This window comes from Halovulum marinum (genome assembly GCF_009697225.1).
GTDB classification, from domain to species: Bacteria; Pseudomonadota; Alphaproteobacteria; order Rhodobacterales; family Rhodobacteraceae; genus Halovulum; species Halovulum marinum.
On the sequence record NZ_WIND01000019.1, the window covers coordinates 43,352 to 59,020 of the forward strand.

Here is a 15,669-nt window from a genome sequence, read left to right on the forward strand (position 1 = left end):
GAGCAGCGGCCCGGCCTGCAGCACGACGGGGCGGTCAGCCACGGGCGATCCGCTGCTCGGGCGGGTACAGCGCCAGAAAGCGCGCGCGCAGCACCGCGACGAACACCGCCACCGCGCCCAGCTGGTGCAGGATCGCGATCTGCCAGGGCGAGGCGTTGATCAGCGTCACGATCCCCAGCACCGCCTGCGCGAACACCGCGACCGCGACCCAGTCCGCGCCGCGCCGCACCGCCGCCACCGGCGAGCGGCGCGCCCGCCACCACAGCGCCGCCGCGACCGCCAGCAGCCCGTAGGCCCAGACCCGGTGCACGAACTGCACCAGGCCGGGGTTCTCGAACAGGTTGCGCCAGCCGGGGCGCAGCGACCAGATGTCGGGCGGCAGCACCTGCCCGTACATCAGCGGCCAGTCGATGAAGCTGCGGCCGGCGTCGATGCCCGCGACCAGCGCGCCGATCACGATCTGCCCGAACACCAGCGCCGCCAGCACGCCGGCGAACGTGCCCAGCCCGGGCTCGCGCCGCCGCCGCGCCTGGATCAGCGCCATCTGGCTGTGCGACAGCTGGAACGCGTACCAGGCGATCAGCCCGAGGATCAGGAACGCCAGCCCGAGATGCGTCGCCAGCCGGTACGAGGCGACGTCGACCCGCTCGCCGCCCAGCCCCGAGGCCACCATCCACCAGCCGATCGCGCCCTGCAGCCCGCCCAGCACGCCCAGCCCCAGCAGCCGCGGCGTCCAGCCCGCGGGGATGCGGCGGCGCGCCAGGAACCACAGGAAGCCGAGAGCCCAGACCAGGCCGATGACGCGGCCCAGTTGCCGGTGGCCCCATTCCCACCAGTAGATGGTCTTGAACCCGTCCAGCGTCATCGCGCTGTTCTGCAGCTGGAACTCGGGGATCTGCCGGTACCTGTCGAACTCGGCCTGCCAGTCGTCGGCGCTCAGCGGCGGGATCGCCCCGGTCACCGGCCGCCATTCGGTGATCGACAGTCCGCTGTCGGTCAGCCGGGTCAGCCCGCCGACGGCGATCATCACCACCACCAGTGCGAACAGCACCAGCAGCCAGGCGCGGATCGCGGCGCGCGCGCCCTCGCGCGGGTCGGCGCGGCGCGGCGCGGGGGCGGCTTGCTCCCGCGTCTCGACCTCCTGGAAGATGCTGCGTTTCTCGCTCATGCCCGGCTCCTCGTCTGCCCCGGACATAAGCCGGGGGCGCGAGGCAGGCAAGCGGACAGACCGGCGCATCCGGCCGGCGCCGGCTCAGTCGCGCGGCGGCTTCTCGGCCAGGGTGCGGAACACGCCGTAAAGCGTGCGCACGTCCGGATCGGTCAGGTCCATGCGCTGGAACAGGTTGCGCAGGTTGTCCTCCAGGCTCTGCCGCTTGTGCGCGGGCCAGAAGAAGTTGCGCGCGTCCAGCCGGAGGGACAACTCCTCGACCATGCGGGTGACCTCCTCGCGGGTGGCGGGGCGCGCCTTGCCGGGGCGCTCGGGCAGGCCCGCGCCGCCGGCCCGGCGCCACTCGTAGGCGGTCAGCAGCACGCACTGCGCCAGGTTCAGCGAGGCGAACGCCGGGTTCACCGGCACGGTGATCACCGCGTTGGCGCGGATCACGTCGGCGTTCTCCAGCCCGGCGCGCTCGGCGCCGAACAGCACCCCGACCGGCTCGCCGCGCGCGGCGCGGGCGCGGGCGTCGGCCATCGCCTGCTCGGGGGTGAACACGGCCTTGGTCAGATCCCGCGGCCGCGCGGTGGTGGCGTAGACATAGGCCAGATCGGCGATCGCGGCGTCGGTGTCGGCGTGCACCCGCGCCGCGTCCAGCACCAGCGACGCGCCCGAGGCCATCGCCACCGCCGCCGGGTTCGGCCAGCCGTCGCGCGGCGCCACCAGCCGCATCCGGTCCAGCCCGAAGTTCCACATCGCCCGCGCCGCCGCGCCGATGTTCTCGCCCATCTGCGGACGCACCAGCACCATCGCCGGCTGCGGCCCGCCCGGATCCTCGCCCTGCCCCGTCCCGGTTTCCGCCATCTCGCACCTCCGCTCCGCGGCAGCGGCCTAGTCGATCGCGGATGCGCGCGCAAGCCGCCCGCGCGTGCTAGACTCGCGCCGACCGGCACCAGGGGGGCGGCAATGGCCTACAGCGAGGACAGCGCGCAGATCCTGCGCGACCGGCTCGACGGCTTTCAGGGCATCGAGGAAAGGCGCATGTTCGGCGGTCTGGCGTTCATGCTTCAGGGCAACATGCTGTGCGGCGTGCACAGGGGCGGCGCGATGTTCCGCGTCGGCAAGGACAACCACGCCGCGGCGCTGAAGATCGACGGCGTGCGCCCGATGGCCTTCACCGGGCGGCCGATGGGTGGCATGGTCGAGGCCGAGGGCGAGCTGCTCGAGGACGACGCCCGGCGCGAGGCGGTGCTGCGCCTGGCGCTGGATTTCGTCACCGGCCTGCCGCCGAAATGACCGACCGGTATACCTGCGTATACCGGGCTTTCCCTGGGCTCCGCTTTCGCCTATACCGGCGCCGACGAATCCCTTCGCAACGAGGACAGACATGACCAAGATCAAGGTGGAGAACCCCGTCGTCGAGCTTGACGGCGACGAGATGACGCGGATCATCTGGCAGTTCATCAAGGACAAGCTGATCCTGCCCTATCTCGACATCGACCTGCTCTACTACGATCTGGGCATCGAGGAACGCGACCGCACCGACGACCAGATCACCGTCGACGCGGCCGAGAAGATCAGGGAAATCGGCGTCGGCGTGAAATGCGCCACGATCACGCCCGACGAAGGCCGGGTCGAGGAATTCGGCCTCAAGCGCATGTACCGCAGCCCGAACGGCACGATCCGCAACATCCTGGGCGGGGTGATCTTCCGCGAGCCGATCATCTGCTCGAACGTGCCGCGGCTGGTGCCGGGCTGGACCCAGCCGATCATCGTCGGCCGTCACGCCTTCGGCGACCAGTACCGCGCCACCGACTTCCTGTTCCCCGGCGCTGGCACCCTGTCGATCAAGTTCGTCGGCGAGGATGGCGAGACCATCGAGCGCGAGGTGTTCCAGGCCCCCGGCTCGGGCGTGACCATGGCGATGTACAACCTCGACGACTCGATCCGCGATTTCGCCCGCGCCTCGCTGAACTATGGCCTGGCCCGGAACTACCCGGTGTACCTGTCGACGAAGAACACGATCCTGAAAGCCTATGACGGCCGCTTCAAGGACATCTTCCAGGAAATCTACGACGCCGAGTTCAAGGCCGAGTTCGAGAAGCGCGGCCTGACCTACGAGCACCGGCTGATCGACGACATGGTCGCAGCGGCGATGAAATGGTCCGGCGGCTACGTCTGGGCGTGCAAGAACTACGACGGCGACGTGCAGTCGGACACCGTCGCGCAGGGCTTCGGCAGCCTCGGGCTGATGACCTCGCAGCTGATGACCCCGGACGGCAAGATCGTCGAGGCCGAGGCCGCCCACGGCACGGTGACGCGCCACTACCGACAGCACCAGGCCGGCAAGGAGACCTCGACCAACTCGATCGCCTCGATCTTCGCCTGGACCGGCGGGCTGAAGCACCGCGCCAAGCTGGACGGCAACGACGCGCTGATGACCTTCGCCTCGACGCTCGAGAAGGTGGTGGTCGACACCGTCGAGTCGGGCTTCATGACCAAGGACCTGGCGCTGCTGGTCGGCCCCGACCAGAAGTGGCTGACCACCATGGGCTTCCTCGAGAAGGTCGACGAGAACCTGAACAAGGCGCTGGCCGGCTGACGCAGGCCGCCGTTGCGCAATTCCCGGGGGGCGGTCGGTTCGGCAAGCCCCTCGCCGGATGTGTTGCTGGTCGCGCGCCACCGCCTGCGCGACCAGCACGCGGGCACTGGCCGCCTTGAGCCCTTTGTCGGGTTTGTCCCGTGCAGCCGTGGTCGAATCTGCAAGAAAATGGCCTGCCCTAACGGCGCGCCCTCAAATGAATGTGTATCGCTTCTTCCGTTAATGTGACGCTGCTGCGAAGATAGCCGCGGTCTGGCGCAGATCCGTCGAAAAGCGGAATCCCCCGTCCCATGACGCGCGGGACGATCCGCAGGTAGATTTCGTCCACTTCCCCACTGGCCATTGCGGCTTGCGCAGCGCATGCCTCTCCGATGATCATGACATCACGACCACCACAGGCTTTGCGCGCAGCAGCCAAGGCCGACTTGAAGGTCATCGCAAAATCGAAGGAAATTCGGCCGTTCTCACGTGGCGGTCTTGCCGGAGGCGCGCCCCCGATTACGAAAATGGGAACCTGATACTCGTAATTGTCGGCAAACCAGTCGGGATCGTCGGCCATGTCGAACGATGTCCGGCTCATCACCACCGCACCGGTCCGCAATACCAGAGGTGCGATCAAACCGGCCTCGCGCATCTCCGCTACCGGGAAGACGCTCGTCCCATCCGCATCTGCCCAAAAGCCGTCAAGCGACATCCCCGCATCCAATAGAACACTGCTCATTCCGTGCTATCCTCCACCTGGATGTGAAACTAAGCGAACTCGATAAAGGTTTCGGCATGCCTTTCTGTGACATTTCAATCGTGCCAGTTCCGACGGAGAAGAAGAGTGCGTATCAGAAGTTTTCTGAACGGATGGCAGTGATCTACCGCGAATTCGGAGCGTCGCGCGTCACAGGTTTCTGGCAAGACGAAGATGCCAGCGACGGCGCTAATTTCCATGCAGGTAATGCATTGGCTACCTATGACACTGGAAGCCTTCCAAATTTCCGCAAACTAGCGGGCGCAGCGAGCGACGAAACCATTGTCCTGACCATCACGGAGTGGCCAAGCCGCAAAGCGCGTGACCGTGGTGTAAAAGCAGCGGTATCCGACCCGCGCATCCAGGCCACTGTAGACGAAGAGCCGATTTTCGACGGCAAGAAACTCATCGCAGGCGGCTTTACCGTCGAGCTTGATGTGAATTGACACCGGAAAGTGAGGCCAACGGCAGCTTCGGCCCCCATACCCGACATTCGAGATGGCGGCGCCCCGCAGAAATCTTCAGAGATGTGCGCTGCTCGGTGTGGGGCAACACATCCGGTAAGGGGCAGTCAGATCGCACCGCCCCGTCAGGGTCGGCTATGCCCGGCTCCGCTTCGACCCGGCGCCGTTCGCCGTCGCCGCGCTGCCGTTTCCCGCCCGGTCCGTGCTGCCGTCGCCGCCGGGCGCGGCGGTTCTGAACCTGGTGATCGTCATCAACCACCGACGCGACCGCTACATCGCCACCCGAGGTCTGCCATGCCCTATCTCTTCCTGTTCCTCGCCGTCGTCGCCGAGACCATCGGCACCTCCGCGCTGCAGGCCAGCGCGCAGTTCACCCGGCCGCTGCCCTCGGCGCTGGTGGTGATCGGCTACGCGCTGTCGTTCTACCTGCTGTCGCTGGTGCTGCGCACGATCCCGGTCGGCGTGGCCTACGCGATCTGGTCGGGGCTGGGCATCGTGCTGATCGCCGCCATCGGGCGCGTGGTGTTCGGCCAGCGGCTGGACACGCCGGCGCTGCTGGGCATGGCGCTGATCCTGTGCGGCATCGTCGTGATCCAGCTGTTCTCGGGTGCGGCCCGGCACTGACAGCGGCCTGCCGCCGTGCCATCCTGTCGCCCATCTTGAGTCGCACAAGATGACCCGACGCGGCCCGGGGGCCGCGGCAACGACGGATGACGCATGCTGCTACGCGCACTGATCCTGCTCGGGCTCGTCGCTTCCGCCTCGGTGGCGCTCAGCTACATGTTCGGGGCCGAGGTCCTGGCCGCGCTCGGGATGATCATCAGCCAAGCCAAGATCGTGCTGGCCAAGACCCTGTCGATCGGCAGCAAGGGTCTGGTCCTGTGGCTCAAGGCGCAGGGGATGAACTTCGCCCGGGTGGAACTGGCCAAGCGCTGGGTGCTGAAATCGCTGGTGCCGATGCTGATCGGCGCGGCGAACCAGCGCCGCATCGCCGGCTTCGTCGCCGCCTTCAAGACCGCGGCGACCGGCCGCTACCGCTCGATGATGGCCTGGTACAAGCAGCTGCCGCTGGCGGTCAGGGTGATCAGCGTGCTGATCGCGATGTGCGCGACGCTGGCGCTGGCGATCACCTCGATGAGCCTGTGGCTGCTGATCTTCTCGGTGCAGGTGCCGTTCTGGATCATCGCCGCCGCGACGGCATTCGGCACGATGATCTGGAAGACGGTGCAGAAGCTTCTGTTCCGCACCATCGCCTTCATGCAGCTATACCGGATCTGGGGCATGATCCGCGACCGGCTGCCGCCGGAATACCTGGCCCGCAAGCGCCGCTTCGACTACCGCATCGCCCGCATCGTGGTGCGGCGGCGCAAGCTGACGCTTGGCCAGATGCGCACCGGCAAGGACAGCCTGGCGATGCGGCTGGCGCTGATCCGCGAATATTTCCGCCATGTGCGGCCCGCGGTGCCGTCGCAGGACGAACTCGACCGCTCCCGCGCCCGGCGCGCCGGGCGCACCCGCGACACGCCGGCGGAATAGGCGCGGCTTAGTTTGGCGAAGTATCCCTGCCCGAGGCAGCCCGGCGGTGGCCGGAGCGCGCTATTCGTCGATCTCGACGATCACCACGCTGCGCTCCGCCGCGCCCGCGGCCAGCGCCGCGACCTCCTGGTACTCGGGCGAATCGTAGCAGCCGGCCGCGGCCTCGAAGCTGGGGAAACGCGCGACCACGTTGCGCGGAAAGTCCCGGCCCTCCAGCTGCCGGTACTTGCCGCCGCGGGCGATGAACTTGCCGCCATGGGCGGGGATCACGCGGCTCGCGACCTCGGCGTAGCGGCCGTAGGCCTCGGGGTCCGTGACGTCGGCATGGGCGATCCAGAGTGCTGGCATGAGTTTTCCTTTCCTTCGGCGGCGTCAGACGCCGTCCACGACAACCATGTTCGAGACGCTGGCCGCGCGCCGCCGGATCGCGGCCAGGGCCTGGTACGCGTCCGACCGGTACCAGCGCAGGGCCGCGTCGCGGTCGGGAAACTCGATGATGACGTTGCGCTCCGGGCCGCTGCCCTCGAGCTGCTCGGCGCCGCCGCCCTTCGCCAGGAACCTGCCGCCGAATTCCGCCGCCAGCGCAACGGTCTGCGAGGCGTACTTCACGTACTCGTCCGGATCGTCCACGGTGATCTGCGCGATCAGATAGGCCGCCATCCTCAGGCCTCCAGCACGGCACGGGCGGCGCGGATCGCGTCGTCGGCCTTGGACGGGTCGGGCCCGCCGCCCTGCGCCATGTCGGGCCGGCCGCCGCCGCCCTTGCCGCCCATCGCCTCGGCCGCGGCGCGCACCAGGTCCACCGCCGAGACGCGGCCGGTCAGATCGTCGGTTACCCCGGCGGCGATCGCGGCCTTGCCGCCGGTGTCCGCCAGCAGCAGCACCGCGCCCGAGCCCAGCCGGCTCTTCTGCTCGTCGATCAGCCCGCGCAGGTCCTTGCCGGACACGCCGGTCAGCGCCTGCGCCAGGAACTTGATGCCGGCGACCTCCTCGGCCTGCGGTCCGTCCGCGCCGCCGCCGCCAAGCGCCAGCTTGCGGCGCAGCTCGGCGACCTCGGCCTGCAGCGCGCGGCGCTCGTCGATCAGCGCCTGCACCCGGCCCGGCACCTCGGCGCGCTGCGTCTTCAGCAGCGCCGCCAGTTCGGCCACGGTGCGGTCCTGCTCCTCCAGGTAGGCGCGCGCCGCCTCGCCGGTCAGCGCCTCGATCCGGCGCACGCCCGAGGCCGAGGCGCTCTCGCCCAGGATCACGAACAGGCCGATCTCGCCGGTCAGCCCGACATGGGTGCCGCCGCACAGCTCGATCGAATAGGTGGTCCTGTCGATCCCCTTGCCCGAGCCGTCCTGACGGCCCATCGAGACCACGCGCACCTCGTCGCCGTACTTCTCGCCGAACAGCGCCTGCGCGCCGATCGCGCGGGCGTCGTCCGGGGTCATGATCCGCGTCTCGACCGGCGCGTTCTGCCGGATATAGGCGTTCACCTCGGCCTCGACGCGGTCCAGCTCCTCTCCGGTCAGGCCGGTGGTGTGGCTGAAGTCGAAGCGCAGCCGGTCCGGCGCGTTCAGCGAGCCGCGCTGCGCGACGTGATCGCCCAGCGCCTGGCGCAGCGCCTCGTGCAGCAGGTGCGTGCCCGAGTGGTTGGCGCGGATCGCGCTGCGACGGTCATGATCGACGGTCAGCTCGGCCGGCTCGCCCGGCTTCAGCGTGCCCTCGACGACCTCGCCGATGTGGCGGAACACGCCGGCGGTCTTGCGGGTGTCGGTGATCCGCACGCGCGCGTCCTCGGTCCGCAGCTCGCCGGCATCGCCGACCTGGCCGCCGGATTCGGCGTAGAACGGGGTCTGGTTCAGCACCACCTCGACCGCGTCGCCCGCCTCGGCGACATTGGCCAGCGTGCCGCCCTTGACCACCGCCAGGATCTGCCCCTCGGCGGTCTCGGCATCATAGCCCAGAAACTCCGTCGGGCCGTTCTGGTCGGTGATGTCGAACCAGACGCTGGCGTCGGCCTCCTCGCCCGAGCCGGCCCAGGCGGCGCGTGCCTTGGCCTTCTGCTCGGCCATGGCGGCGTCGAACCCCTCGACGTCGACCCCGCGGCCGCGCTCGCGCAGCGCGTCCTGCGTCAGGTCCAGCGGAAAGCCGTAGGTGTCGTACAACTTGAACGCCGCGGCGCCGGGCAGCGGCGCGCCTTCGGTCAGCTGCTCCAGCTCGGCGTCCAGCAAGGTCAGGCCGCGGTCCAGCGTCTGCTTGAAGCGGGTCTCCTCCCGCAGCAGCGAGTCCTCGACCAGCTTCTGCGCGCGCACCAGCTCGGGATAGGCCTGGCCCATCTGCCGCACCAGCACCGGCACCAGCTTGTGCATCACCGGGTCCTGCGCGCCCAGCAGATGCGCGTGCCGCATCGCCCGGCGCATGATCCGGCGCAGCACATAGCCCCGCCCCTCGTTCGAGGGCAGCACCCCGTCGGCGATCAGGAACGAGGACGAGCGCAGGTGATCCGCGATTACCCGGTGGTGCACGTTCTGCGCGCCGTCCGGATCGACCGAGGTGGCGTGGGCGCTGGCCTCGATCAGGTCGCGGAACACGTCGGTGGCATAGTTGTCGTGGCTGCCCATCAGGGTCGCGCCGATCCGCTCCAGCCCCATGCCGGTGTCGATCGACGGCTTGGGCAGCGGCCTGCGGCTGCCGTCCTCGAACTGCTCGTACTGCATGAACACCAGGTTCCAGATCTCGATGAACCGGTCGCCGTCCTGCTCGGGGCTGCCCGGCGGGCCGCCCCAGATGTGCTCGCCATGGTCGAAGAAGATCTCGGACGACGGCCCGCACGGCCCGGTCGGCCCCATCATCCAGAAATTGTCGTCCGTCGCGATGCGGATGATCCGCTCGTCCGGCAGGCCGGCGTACTTCTTCCAGATCTCCGCCGCCTCGTCGTCGGTGTGGTAGACGGTGACGTAGAGCCGGTCCTTCGGGATCCCGAAATCCCTGGTGATCAGGTCCCAGGCGTGCGGGATCGCGGCTTCCTTGAAATAGTCGCCGAAGCTGAAATTGCCCAGCATCTCGAAAAAGGTGTGGTGCCGCGCGGTGTAGCCGACGTTGTCCAGGTCGTTGTGCTTGCCGCCGGCGCGCACGCATTTCTGGCAGCTGGTGGCGCGCGTGTAGTCGCGGCTCTCGACGCCGGTGAACAGGTTCTTGAACGGCACCATGCCCGAGTTCACGAACATCAGTGTCGGGTCGTTGCGCGGCACCAGCGGCGCGCTGGGCACGACCTCGTGGTCGGCGGCCCGGAAATGCTCCAGGAAGGTGGAGCGGATGTCGTTCAGGCTGGTCATGGCACTCCTCGGTCGGCGGCGCCCGCAGCGGCGCGCCCATCGTCAAGGAGCGGTGTTAGCTTGGATAGGCGGGGCTGTCCACAAGCCCCGCACCCGGTTTCGCCCGCGACCCGGCGGCGGGCGCGGCGGCGGCCGCGGTTCAGTCCTCGACCACCTCGCCGGTGTCCTCGCCCATGGCGAAGTCCAGCCCGTGCGCGGCGCGGATCTTGTCCTCGATCACCAGCGCGATGTCGGGGTTCTCCTTCAGGAAGGTCTTGGCGTTCTCGCGCCCCTGGCCGATCCGCTCGTCGCCGAAGGAATACCACGAGCCCGATTTCTCGACCACGCCGGCCTTCACCCCCAGGTCGACCAGCTCGCCCATCTTGCTGATGCCCTCGCCGTACATGATGTCGAACTCGACCTGCTTGAACGGCGGCGCGACCTTGTTCTTCACCACCTTGACCCGGGTCTGGTTTCCCACCGTCTCGTCGCGGTCCTTGATCGAGGAGATGCGGCGGATGTCCAGCCGCACGGAGGCGTAGAACTTCAGCGCGTTGCCGCCCGAGGTGGTCTCGGGGCTGCCGAACATGACGCCGATCTTCATCCGGATCTGGTTGATGAAGATCACCATGCAGTTCGAGCGGCTGATCGCGCCGGTCAGCTTGCGCATCGCCTGGCTCATCAGCCGCGCCTGGGCGCCGACCTGGTGATCGCCCATGTCGCCTTCCAGTTCGGATTTCGGGGTCAGCGCGGCGACCGAGTCGACCACCACGCAGGAAACCGCGCCCGAGCGCACCAGCGTCTCGGTGATCTCCAGCGCCTGCTCGCCGGCGTCGGGCTGGCTGATCAGCAGCTCGTTGATGTCCACGCCCAGCTTCTTGGCGTACTGCGGGTCCAGCGCGTGCTCGGCGTCGACGAAGGCGCAGACGCCGCCCTTCTTCTGCTCCTCGGCGATCACATGCAGCGCCAGCGTGGTCTTGCCCGAGCTTTCCGGACCGTAGACCTCGACGATCCGGCCCTTGGGCAGGCCGCCGATGCCCAGCGCGATGTCGAGCCCCAGCGAGCCGGTCGAGGTCGCCTCGATCTCCATCACCGCGCCGCCCTGGCCGAGCTTCATGATCGAGCCCTTGCCGAAGCTGCGCTCGATCTGGCTGAGCGCCGATTCCAGCGCCTTCTGCTTGTCCATGCTGCGCTTGTCTTTCAAATCGAGAAGGGGGGTTGCCATCGCGTTCGACCTCTTATTTCACGTCTCGCACGGCCCTGCAATCGGGCGGCGGGATCCTGCTCTGTTCGCCTCTTGTTCTCGAGAACATGAGGACAATTGATGAACATTGCAAGGCAAATTTTCACTGTCCCCAGCTTTGGGGCTTTGGTTTAACAAAGCGTGAAGGCGCGACCGGCTCGCGCGGAAAGGACTGCGGGCGTGTTGCTGAACATCGACGGGCGATTTGCCTATCTGGCCATGACCAAGACCGGCTCGACCTCGGTCGAGAACGCGATCCGCCGGCATTGCCACGTGATGTTCACCCGCCACCACCGCGCCACGCACATGCCCGCGCATCACTTCGAACGTTTCCTGCGCCCGTGGCTGGACGAAAGCGGCATCGCCGACATCGACACCGTCTGCCAGCTGCGCCACCCGGTCGACTGGCTGGAGAGCTGGTGGCGCTACCGCACGCGGCCCGGCGACTGGGAGCCGGAGGTCTCGACCGACGGCATCGACTTCGCGCGCTTCGCCGAGGAGTTCGTCGCCGGCGAGGACCGGCCCTATCTGCGGCTGCACCGGCCGCAAAGCTTCCTCTGCGACGCCGGCGGCCGGCTGCTGGTCGACATCGTGTTCCGCTTCGAGGACATGGACCTGTTCTCCGGCTTCCTGTCGGACCGGCTGGGACGCGCGGTGAAGATCGAGCGGCACAACGCCTCGCCGCGCCGCCGGGCGCGGCTGTCACGTCCGCTGCGCGCGCGGCTCGAGGCGCATTTCGCGCCGGAGCTTGAGATCTGGGAGTCCGGCACCGCACGCAGCGCCACCCTGCCGGGCCGCGCGGGGCGCCGCGCTTCCGCCTGACGCAGGCGCCGCCGCCGTCCCGCCCGCCGTCACAAATGCGTCACGTCCGCCGTCACAAATGCGCCACGTCCGCCGTCTCGCCCGCCGTCACAAATGCCGTCACGAATGCCGTCAAACCCGCCGCCCGCACGGCGCCGCGGGACGCAGGAGCCGGGCCGGGACTGCCGCCGGTGCGGGATGGTGCGGGCCGGACCGGGCCGGTAGACGAACCCGCCCCGGTCCGCCGGCGCACGGTTACCCGACGGGCGTGCGGCCCGCCTGCGCCGCTGTTGCACGATACCCGGTCCGGCGCGTCTGCGCGGCACCTGCCCTGGCGTGCGGCATCTGGCCGCCGTCGCCGCCCGCGGAACCGGCCGTATCCGGGGCGCCGGCCCGTCGACCTGCCGCGCCGCGGGCTGCGTTCTGCAAATGGTCCGAACACATTCCCGATTCGGAATGTGACGCCGGAGCCGTTCAGCCGACGTAGCGGTCCATGTGGTCGCGCACCCGCTCGACCAGATCGTTCAGCGTGAACGGCTTGGACAGGTAGCTCGAGCGCGGCACCGCCGCCTTGCCGTCGGCGAACACGTCCTCGGAATAGCCCGAGACGAACACCGTGCTGGCGTCGGGCCGCGCCTCGTAGGCCTTGCGCACCCAGCCCGGCCCGTCGATGCCGGGCATGATCACGTCGGACACGAACAGGTCGACCTTCAGCTCCGCGTCCTCGAGGATCTCCAGCGCCGCCTCGCCGCAATCGGCCTCCAGCACGGTGTAGCCGCGCATCTGCAGCGCGCGGGCGGCGAAGGCACGGACCGGGGCCTCGTCCTCGACCAGCAGCACCACGCCGCGGCCGGTGGTGTCGCGGAACCCCGGGCGCACCGGCGCCGCGGGTTCGGGCGGCGCCGCCTCGACCTCGGTCTCGGCGGGCAGGTAGATCCGGAACAGCGTGCCCTCGCCGGGCGTGCTGTCGACGAAGATGAAACCGTCCATCTGCTTGATGATGCCGTAGGCGGTCGACAGGCCCAGGCCGGTGCCCTCGCCGACGCGCTTGGTGGTGAAGAACGGCTCGAAGATCTTGCCGATCTTGTCCCTGGCAATGCCGGTGCCGGTGTCCTCGACCTCGATCAGCGCGTAGTCGCCCGCCGGCACCAGCGCGCGGTCGCGCTCCAGCGGCTCGTCCAGCGTCGTCTTTCGGGTGCGCAGCTGCACCACGCCGCCGGCGGGCATCGCGTCGCGGGCGTTGACCACCAGGTTGACGATTACCTGCTCCAGCTGCCGCTCGTCGGCGCGGATCGGCCAGATGTCCTCGGTGTTCGAGATCTCCAGCGCCACCTTCTCGCCCAGCAGCCGGTCCAGCAGGTTGGCCAGCTCGGCGAGCGTATCGAACAGGTGCAGCGTCTGCGGCCGCAGCGTCTGCTTGCGGCTGAACGCCAGCAGCTGGCGCACCAGCGCCGCGGCGCGGTTCGCGTTCTGCCGGATCTGCATCAGGTCGGAATGGTCGGTGTCGCCCTGCAGGTGGCGCAGCAGCAGCAGGTCGCAGTGCCCGTTGATCGCGGTCAGCAGGTTGTTGAAGTCGTGCGCGATGCCGCCCGCCAGCTGGCCCACGGCCTGCATCTTCTGGCTCTGGACGAACTGCGCCTCCAGCGTCTTCAGCTCGGTCGCGTCGCTGATCACCGCGAGGATCTCGGGGCCGGCGTCGCCGGCCATCCGGGTCATCGTCAGCTGCAGGAAGCCGTTGTGCTCGCTGTCGCGGCGCCGGGCGATCTCGGACCGGCCCTGGGCGCGGCCGGCGAGGGTATCGCGCAGCCGGTCGGGCATCGACTTGCCCAGCCCCTCGACCAGGTCCGGCAGCGCGCGGCCGGCGGGGCGGTCGCTGCCCAGCAGCAGCCGCGCCGCGGCGTTCGCCGACAGGATCCGCCCCTCGGCGTCGATCCGCGCCAGCGCCACCGGCAGCGGCTCCATCAGCTCGGCCGGGCCGAAGCTGACCGCCGCCTGCGCGTCCGCGCCCGCCCCGCGCGCCAGCCGCCACAGCTGCGCGCCGCCGGCCAGCGGCTCGACGCTCAGCTGCCAATCCTGCCCGGCCAGCGTCACCGGGGCGCGCGCGATCCCGTCCGCCGCGGCCTGCCGCGCCAGCCGGTAGGCCGAGGCGCCCTGCCCCGCCAGCCCCGGGTCCAGGGTCTCGTCGATCCGGGTGCCGACCCGCAGCAGCGGCTGCGCCGCCGCGTTGACGTCGCGGACCACGCCGCCGCCGTCGACCAGCGCCGCGGGGTGCGGCGCGCCGCCGTGCATCCGCCGGAACGCGGCGGCCAGCCCGCCGTCGCGCCTGCGGCGCCGCCACAGCGCCGCCACGCCCGCCGCCGACAGCAGCCAGACGCCCGCCGTCGCCGCCGCCGGCGCCGCCAGCGCCCAGGCGCCGCCAGCGGCCAGCCATGGCGCCGCCAGCGCGGCGGCGCTGGCGCGGTGATCCCACGGGCGAATCGTGCGTGCTGCGATCATTCTTCGTCGGCCCCCTGATGTGCGGGACCGTTGTGATCGCTGTGGGTAAACAAGTGCTGAAGATCCCCGCACGCCGCGCTTCGCCCGCAAAAGTTGCGTCAGGGTACGATAATCTCGCAAAAATAGAACCCGTCCCCGGGCGCGCCGGGCAGCCAGCGCCGCTCCGTGCCTTTTGCGCAACCCGGATTGCGCGCCAGGAACGCGGCCACCCGGTCCTCGTTCTCTTCGGCCAGCAGGCTGCAGGTGGCGTAGGCGATGCGCCCGCCCGGGCGCACCACGGCGCGGGCGCGGGCCAGCACCTGGGCCTGCACCGCCGCCAGCCGGTCCAGATCCGCGGGCCGCAGGTTCCACTTCTGCGCCGGATCGCGGCGCCAGGCGCCGCTGCCCGAGCAGGGGGCGTCGACCATCACCAGATCGTAGGGCGCCAGCGCCTCGACCTCGGCATCGGCGGCAACGCGGATCCGCGCACCGGCGCGGCCGGCGCGGACCGGCAGGTCGCGCATCCGGCGCGGGTTGGCGTCGAACGCCACCAGCCGCCCCTGCCCGCCCATCGCCGCGGCCAGCGCCAGGGTCTTGCCGCCGCCGCCCGCGCACAGGTCCAGCACCGCCTCGCCGGGACCGGGGCGGGCCAGCAGCGCCACCGCCTGGCTGGCGGCGTCCTGCAGCTCGACCAGCCCGTCGCGGTACGCCCGCCCGCCGGTGAGCCGGCGCGGGTTGCCGGTGACGCGCAGCGCGCCGGGCACGCCGTCCACCGGCGCGGCGGCGATGCCGTCGGCGGCCAGCGCGGCCAGCGCGGCGTCGTCCCCGGCCTTCAGCCGGTTCACCCGCAGGTCCACCGGCGCACGGTCCTTCAGCGCCGCGGCGACCTCGGGCAGCGCCGGGCCCAGCGAGCGCGCCAGTTCGTCGTGCAGGAAATCGGGGTAATCGCCGGCGACCGGCGGCGGCGCGCCGTCAAGGCAGCGGAACGCGGCGCGCTCGTCCGCGTCCGGCGGCGCCGGGGCGTGGCCGGCGCCGGTCAGCAGTTCCAGCGCCGCGGGATCGGTCTCCAGCAGCAGGCCGAGGATCAGCGCCCGGCCGGTCTCGGCGGCGGCGCCGCTGCGCCACAGCGCGCTGCGCCGGCGCCGCAGCGCGTCGTAGACGTGATCGCGGATCGCCGCCCGGTCCTTGGAGCCGGCGAAGCGGTTCTCGCGGCCCCAGCGGGTCAGCACGCGCTCGGCCGGAGCGCCCTCGACGATCTCGTCGAGGATCTCCATCGCGGCCGAAAGACGGGCGGCTGGGATCACGGGCGCGGGCTCCGGCGGGTCAGAGGGCGGCGGGGCGGATGCGGCGCTCGATC

15 protein-coding genes are annotated in these 15,669 nt (G+C 70.1%); 6 read left to right on the forward strand and 9 right to left on the reverse strand.

Features of this window, described 5'->3' with window-relative positions; translation table 11 throughout:
* Positions 1-34 precede the first annotated feature (34 nt).
* Both ctaA and GE300_RS17810 read right to left on the reverse strand, forming a co-directional pair.
* Positions 35-1,168, reverse strand: a complete 1,134-nt coding sequence (ctaA, locus tag GE300_RS17805; protein WP_154448566.1) for a heme A synthase — start codon at positions 1,166-1,168, stop codon at positions 35-37.
* Between the two features lie 84 nt (positions 1,169-1,252).
* Positions 1,253-2,017, reverse strand: a complete 765-nt coding sequence (locus GE300_RS17810) for an RNA methyltransferase (RefSeq protein ID WP_154448568.1) — start codon at positions 2,015-2,017, stop codon at positions 1,253-1,255.
* A gap of 102 nt (positions 2,018-2,119) precedes the next feature.
* Here GE300_RS17810 and GE300_RS17815 point away from each other — a divergent pair, with 102 nt between their 5' ends.
* Both GE300_RS17815 and GE300_RS17820 read left to right on the forward strand, forming a co-directional pair.
* A complete protein-coding gene (locus GE300_RS17815; RefSeq protein WP_154448570.1) occupies positions 2,120-2,449 on the forward strand; it encodes a TfoX/Sxy family protein in 330 nt (109 codons plus the stop codon).
* A 91-nt stretch (positions 2,450-2,540) separates the two neighbouring features.
* Entirely contained in the window at positions 2,541-3,755 is a 1,215-nt protein-coding gene (locus GE300_RS17820; RefSeq protein ID WP_154448572.1) for an NADP-dependent isocitrate dehydrogenase, read from the forward strand.
* Between the two features lie 178 nt (positions 3,756-3,933).
* On the opposite strand, the gene GE300_RS17825 is transcribed toward GE300_RS17820, so the two are convergent.
* Entirely contained in the window at positions 3,934-4,476 is a 543-nt protein-coding gene (locus tag GE300_RS17825) for a dihydrofolate reductase family protein (protein WP_154448574.1), read from the reverse strand.
* Between the two features lie 23 nt (positions 4,477-4,499).
* Between GE300_RS17825 and GE300_RS17830 the strand changes: the two genes are divergently transcribed.
* The 3 genes from GE300_RS17830 (at position 4,500) to GE300_RS17840 (ending at position 6,494) form a co-directional block, all read left to right on the forward strand.
* The gene (locus GE300_RS17830) at positions 4,500-4,940 is read left to right on the forward strand and encodes a DUF1428 domain-containing protein (RefSeq protein WP_325063305.1); all 441 of its coding nucleotides are present in this window, start codon (positions 4,500-4,502) and stop codon (positions 4,938-4,940) included.
* Between the two features lie 312 nt (positions 4,941-5,252).
* Entirely contained in the window at positions 5,253-5,582 is a 330-nt protein-coding gene (locus GE300_RS17835) for a DMT family transporter (RefSeq protein ID WP_154448578.1), read from the forward strand.
* A 93-nt stretch (positions 5,583-5,675) separates the two neighbouring features.
* Positions 5,676-6,494, forward strand: coding sequence for a hypothetical protein (locus GE300_RS17840; RefSeq protein WP_154448580.1), 819 nt, complete (start codon positions 5,676-5,678; stop codon positions 6,492-6,494).
* 60 nt (positions 6,495-6,554) lie between these two features.
* Here GE300_RS17840 and GE300_RS17845 read toward each other — a convergent pair whose 3' ends face one another.
* The 4 genes from GE300_RS17845 to recA all read right to left on the reverse strand — a co-directional run bounded on the left by GE300_RS17845 (position 6,555) and on the right by recA (position 11,018).
* Positions 6,555-6,842 (reverse strand): DUF1330 domain-containing protein, encoded by a 288-nt coding sequence (locus GE300_RS17845; protein WP_154448582.1) that lies wholly within the window; start codon positions 6,840-6,842, stop codon positions 6,555-6,557.
* 24 nt (positions 6,843-6,866) lie between these two features.
* A complete protein-coding gene (locus GE300_RS17850; RefSeq protein WP_154448583.1) occupies positions 6,867-7,154 on the reverse strand; it encodes a DUF1330 domain-containing protein in 288 nt (95 codons plus the stop codon).
* A 2-nt stretch (positions 7,155-7,156) separates the two neighbouring features.
* Complete coding sequence (gene alaS, locus GE300_RS17855; protein WP_154448585.1) at positions 7,157-9,814, reverse strand: alanine--tRNA ligase; 2,658 nt, start codon at positions 9,812-9,814, stop codon at positions 7,157-7,159.
* Positions 9,815-9,953: 139 nt separating this feature from the next.
* A complete protein-coding gene (gene recA, locus GE300_RS17860; RefSeq protein ID WP_154448587.1) occupies positions 9,954-11,018 on the reverse strand; it encodes a recombinase RecA in 1,065 nt (354 codons plus the stop codon).
* Between the two features lie 198 nt (positions 11,019-11,216).
* On the opposite strand from recA, the gene GE300_RS17865 reads away from it, so the two are divergent.
* Entirely contained in the window at positions 11,217-11,858 is a 642-nt protein-coding gene (locus GE300_RS17865) for a hypothetical protein (protein ID WP_154448589.1), read from the forward strand.
* A 453-nt stretch (positions 11,859-12,311) separates the two neighbouring features.
* On the opposite strand, the gene GE300_RS17870 is transcribed toward GE300_RS17865, so the two are convergent.
* Positions 12,312-14,333 carry an ATP-binding response regulator gene (locus tag GE300_RS17870; RefSeq protein ID WP_154448591.1) on the reverse strand — a complete coding sequence of 674 codons (2,022 nt, stop codon included), beginning with the start codon at positions 14,331-14,333 and terminating at the stop codon, positions 12,312-12,314.
* A gap of 98 nt (positions 14,334-14,431) precedes the next feature.
* The gene (locus GE300_RS17875) at positions 14,432-15,616 is read right to left on the reverse strand and encodes an RsmB/NOP family class I SAM-dependent RNA methyltransferase (RefSeq protein ID WP_325063306.1); all 1,185 of its coding nucleotides are present in this window, start codon (positions 15,614-15,616) and stop codon (positions 14,432-14,434) included.
* Between the last annotated feature and the right edge of the window lie 53 nt (positions 15,617-15,669).

Excerpts from the sequence above, each read along its gene's own strand:
- GE300_RS17850 (WP_154448583.1), bottom strand. The coding sequence starts at position 7,154 with ATGGCGGCCTATCTGATCGCGCAGATCACCGTGGACGATCCGGACGAG.
- GE300_RS17815 (WP_154448570.1), top strand. The coding sequence starts at position 2,120 with ATGGCCTACAGCGAGGACAGCGCGCAGATCCTGCGCGACCGGCTCGAC.
- GE300_RS17820 (WP_154448572.1), top strand. The coding sequence starts at position 2,541 with ATGACCAAGATCAAGGTGGAGAACCCCGTCGTCGAGCTTGACGGCGAC.
- recA (WP_154448587.1), bottom strand. The coding sequence starts at position 11,018 with ATGGCAACCCCCCTTCTCGATTTGAAAGACAAGCGCAGCATGGACAAG.
- GE300_RS17845 (WP_154448582.1), bottom strand. The coding sequence starts at position 6,842 with ATGCCAGCACTCTGGATCGCCCATGCCGACGTCACGGACCCCGAGGCC.
- GE300_RS17810 (WP_154448568.1), bottom strand. The coding sequence starts at position 2,017 with ATGGCGGAAACCGGGACGGGGCAGGGCGAGGATCCGGGCGGGCCGCAG.
- GE300_RS17870 (WP_154448591.1), bottom strand. The coding sequence starts at position 14,333 with ATGATCGCAGCACGCACGATTCGCCCGTGGGATCACCGCGCCAGCGCC.
- GE300_RS17840 (WP_154448580.1), top strand. The coding sequence starts at position 5,676 with ATGCTGCTACGCGCACTGATCCTGCTCGGGCTCGTCGCTTCCGCCTCG.
- GE300_RS17825 (WP_154448574.1), bottom strand. The coding sequence starts at position 4,476 with ATGAGCAGTGTTCTATTGGATGCGGGGATGTCGCTTGACGGCTTTTGG.
- ctaA (WP_154448566.1), bottom strand. The coding sequence starts at position 1,168 with ATGAGCGAGAAACGCAGCATCTTCCAGGAGGTCGAGACGCGGGAGCAA.
- alaS (WP_154448585.1), bottom strand. The coding sequence starts at position 9,814 with ATGACCAGCCTGAACGACATCCGCTCCACCTTCCTGGAGCATTTCCGG.
- GE300_RS17835 (WP_154448578.1), top strand. The coding sequence starts at position 5,253 with ATGCCCTATCTCTTCCTGTTCCTCGCCGTCGTCGCCGAGACCATCGGC.